The sequence below is a fragment of the Actinomadura geliboluensis genome (genome assembly GCF_005889745.1).
GTDB classification, from domain to species: Bacteria; Actinomycetota; Actinomycetes; order Streptosporangiales; family Streptosporangiaceae; genus Spirillospora; species Spirillospora geliboluensis.
Genome location: NZ_VCKZ01000617.1, coordinates 1 through 3,747 on the forward strand (window position 1 = coordinate 1; position 3,747 = coordinate 3,747).

The window sequence follows — 3,747 nt, forward strand, 5'->3', positions numbered from 1 at the left end:
CCCCCGTCACGGGCGGGAGGCTGTTTCCCCGATCCGCTGGCGCGTCTCGGCGAAACAGCCTCCCGCCCGGCGGGCCGGGCGGCCTCCGGGCGCTAGAGCGCCCTCCAGCCGCCCGACCCGTGACTGGTGGCTGAGGTTCGAACGTGGAGTGAGCCTGAATCGCCTTTCCCCGCCTGAACCGCAACCGGCAGTCGCGGGCGGGCACGCGGAGCGAGCGCCGGCGAGCGCAGCGGGCCTGCCCGTCGAGCCGGGCGACCGCAGCGCCACGAGGAGACCCGCGCGGTCACAAGAACCGGAACCGTGGCGTGAGGATCGACCGGCTCGTGACGGGGGTTCCAGGGGGTCGCCCCCCAGGCCAACACAGCAGCTAGGCTGAGGCGGGATGAGCGACGTTAGGGGAGTGGCCGTGACCGGCCGGCAGCAGAAGCGGGTGCGGGGCGGTGGCCGGGTGCGCAGCGCGGTCCTGTGGGAAGCCCTGCGCACCGTCCTCGACCGCATCACCCCCGAGGCCGGGCCGCACGACGTGGTGGACGTCGGCGGCGGCACCGGCGGGTTCGCGGTGCCGCTCGCCGAGCTGGGGCACCGGGTCACCGTGGTCGACGCCAACCCGGACGCGCTCGCCGCGCTGGAGCGCCGCGCGGCCGAGTCCGGGGTGCGGGTCCGCGCGGTGCAGGGCGACGCCGTCGACCTGCCCGACCTGCTGGGCCCCGACGCCGCCGACCTCGTGCTGTGCCACAGCGTCCTGGAGTACGTCGACGACCCCGGCGCGGCGATGGCGGCACTCACCGGCGCGGTCCGGCCGGGCGGCTCGGTCAGCGTGCTCGTCGCCGGGCAGGTCGCCGCGGCGCTGCACCGCGCCGTGGCCGGGCACTTCGACGACGCGCGGCGGGTGCTGACCGACCCCGCCGGACGCTGGGGCGAGGGCGACCGGATGCCCCGCCGCTTCACCCGGGAGACCCTGTCGGCGCTGGTGCGCGGCGCGGGCCTGCGGGTCGCCGAGCTGCACGGCGTCCGCATCTTCGCCGACCTGGTGCCGAGCGGCCTGCTGGACGGCGACTCCGACTCCGCCGACGCGCTGATCGCGCTGGAGTCGGTCGCGGCCGTCCACCCGGTCCTGCGGGACCTGGCCGCCCAGCTGCACCTGGTGGCCGACAAGCCGGCCGGCTAGCCGTGAGCCGCAAGCAGCAGCTGCACCGGCCCGGTCCGCAGCCGGGGCCGCCCGCCGACGACACCGGCTGCCACATCCTGCACGTCGACATGGACGCGTTCTTCGTCAGCGTCGAGCTGCTCGAACGGCCCGAGCTGCGGGGGCGTCCCGTGATCGTGGGCGGCGCCGGGCCGCGCGGCGTGGTGTCCGCGGCGTCCTACGAGGCCCGGACGTTCGGGGTGCACTCGGCGATGCCGATGACGCGCGCGCGGCGGCTGTGCCCGCAGGCGGTCGTGCTGCCGGTGAGCCACGGCAAGTACTCCCGCGTCTCCGCCGCCGTGTTCGAGATCTTCCGCTCGGTGACCCCGCTGGTGGAGGGCCTGTCGCTGGACGAGGCGTTCCTCGACGTGGCGGGCGCCCGGCGGCGGCTCGGCCGTCCCGCGCGGATCGCGCCGCTCATCCGCGAGCAGGTGCGCGACCAGCAGGGCATCACCTGCTCGGTCGGCGTCGCGAGCACCAAGTTCATCGCCAAGCTCGCCTCGACCCGGTGCAAGCCGGACGGGCTGCTCGTCGTCCCCGCGGACGGCGCCGTCGACTTCCTGCACCCGCTGCCCGTCGCGTCCCTGTGGGGCGTCGGGGAGCGGACGGAGCAGACGCTCGTCCGGCTCGGCCTGCGGACGGTCGGGCAGCTCGCCCAGGTGCCGCTCCCCACGCTCCAGCGCGAGCTCGGCACCGCGCTCGGCGCGCACCTGCACGAGCTGGCCTGGGGCCGCGACCCGCGCGAGGTCGTCCCGGAGACGCCCGACAAGAGCATCGGCGCGGAGGAGACGTTCGACACCGACGTCGACGACCCGGAGGTGATCCGCCGGTCGCTGCTGCGGCTGGCGGAGAAGACCGGCGAGCGGTTGCGCGCCAGCGGGAACGCGGGCCGGACGGTCAGCGTCAAACTGCGGATGGCGAGCTTCAAGACGATCACCCGGGCGCGGACGCTGAGCGAGCCGACCGATCTCGCCCGTGTGATCTATGTCACAGCGTGCGAGCTGTACGAGGCGGCCGGGCTGGAACGGGTACGACTCCGACTGGTCGGCGTCCGGGTGGAGAACCTGGGCCCGGCCGGCGAGGCCCCCCGTCAGCTCGCCTTCGACGAGCCGGAACGCGGTTGGCGTGAGGCCGAGCGAGCCATGGACCAGGTCGCGCACCGGTTCGGCCGCGGCGCGGTCCGCCCCGCCGCGCTGGTGCGGCGCGCGGCGGACGGTGACGGACGGGACGGCAGGGACGGAAGACAATGAAAGAAGGCGGTGGGGTGACCGGCACCGGGCCCTCGGCGGGCCGTTCGCTTTCGTACGCTCGACAGTGCTCGTATTCTGGGCATATCACCGTTGACGTTCGCGTCCCGCATCGGATACCCCGTCGCGGAGCTGTCGTTGGGAGGTGCCGTGCCGCTCTCTGAGCACGAGCAGCGCATGCTCGAACAGATCGAATCGGCTCTGTACGCCGAGGATCCGAAGTTCGCTCACGCGGTTCGCTCGACCAACCCCCAGGTCCACTACAAGCGCCGGATCGTCAAGGCCGCCCTCGGCTTCGTCGTGGGCGTCTGCGCGCTGATGGCCGGCCTCGTGATCAACGAGGGCACGGTCACCATCGCGATCAGCGTGACGGGTTTCCTGCTGATGGTGGTCTGCTGCGTCTGGGCGCTGACGAGCTGGAAGCGCATGACGGGCATCGGCAACGAGCCCGCCCGCCCCGGCGGGGGCCGCACCGCCCGCCCGGCCAAGGCGGGCTTTATGGAACGCATGGAAGAACGCTGGCGCCGCCGCACCGAAGGCGACTGACCGGCGGCGTCCGCAGCTGAGCGCCGACGGAGCCGAGGGCGATGGCCAGTCCCGTTTGTGCGGGGTCTGGCAGTCGCTCCCGGGGTGATGTTGACCGGCGTTCGGAGTTGAGTCGAGGGCGGCACTCACTCCTGCTTGTGCAGGGGACTGGGGCCGCCCTCGGGACGTGAAGTGGCCGACGTCTGTAGCGGGATGAGGCGTCGGTTTGTTCTGCCCTCGTGGGGTCTGCTGGCGCCTCTACGGATGAGCTGATCCGCGTCTGTGGCGTGGTGTGGGGCGGTGCTCCGGTCCTGCTTGTGCAGGGCCGGTTTCGTGTGTTCGGGGTTACTTGCGGCGTAGGCGGTTGGGGAGGTCGTTCAGGCGGGCGGAGACGTCCAGGACGCGGTCTCCCGCGGTGCGGAGTGTCGTGCGTGCCTGCGCCATCGTCGACGGGGGCAGGAGGCGGGCGCGCCAGCGGGCGCGGCGGCCCACGGACGCGGCGAACGCCTCCCGGACGGTGCGGACGTCGGCGCGGAGCCGCTCCGCCGGCTCGGGGGAGCGGGACCTGGAGTAGCGGGCCAGTTCCTCGGCGCGGGCGATGCGGGTGAGGGCCTGCGCGTCCGCGCCGTCCAGCTCCAGCAGTTCGCCGAGGCGGCGCGCGGTCGCGCGCGGGGAGTCGCTGGCCCGCCATTCGAGCCCGTGGTCGAGGGCGTCGGCGCGCATCTCCCGCCACGCGGCGTGGGCCGCGCCCGCCGGGTCCGGCGCCGCCGGTGTCCGGGGGCGCCGGAC

The 3,747-nt window shown here is 74.2% G+C and carries 4 protein-coding genes; 3 read left to right on the plus strand and 1 reads right to left on the minus strand.

Annotated features, from left to right (window positions below; translation table 11 throughout):
• Nucleotides 1-382 precede the first annotated feature (382 nt).
• The 3 genes from ETD96_RS42460 to ETD96_RS42470 all read left to right on the plus strand — a co-directional run bounded on the left by ETD96_RS42460 (nt 383) and on the right by ETD96_RS42470 (nt 2,979).
• Nucleotides 383-1,168, plus strand: coding sequence for a methyltransferase domain-containing protein (locus ETD96_RS42460; protein WP_138642132.1), 786 nt, complete (start codon nt 383-385; stop codon nt 1,166-1,168).
• 2 nt (nt 1,169-1,170) lie between these two features.
• Nucleotides 1,171-2,436: a DNA polymerase IV gene (locus tag ETD96_RS42465; protein ID WP_138642133.1), complete on the plus strand. Its 1,266-nt coding sequence runs from the start codon at nt 1,171-1,173 to the stop codon at nt 2,434-2,436.
• Nucleotides 2,437-2,583: 147 nt separating this feature from the next.
• Entirely contained in the window at nt 2,584-2,979 is a 396-nt protein-coding gene (locus tag ETD96_RS42470; protein ID WP_138642134.1) for a DUF3040 domain-containing protein, read from the plus strand.
• 324 nt (nt 2,980-3,303) lie between these two features.
• Here the strand turns inward: ETD96_RS42470 and ETD96_RS42475 are convergent.
• Nucleotides 3,304-3,747: DUF4129 domain-containing protein (locus ETD96_RS42475; RefSeq protein ID WP_138642135.1), on the minus strand; the 444-nt coding region annotated here is incomplete at its 5' end.

What these genes read in the sequence shown, in the direction of transcription:
- ETD96_RS42460 (WP_138642132.1), top strand. Translation starts at nt 383, where the DNA reads ATGAGCGACGTTAGGGGAGTGGCCGTGACCGGCCGGCAGCAGAAGCGG.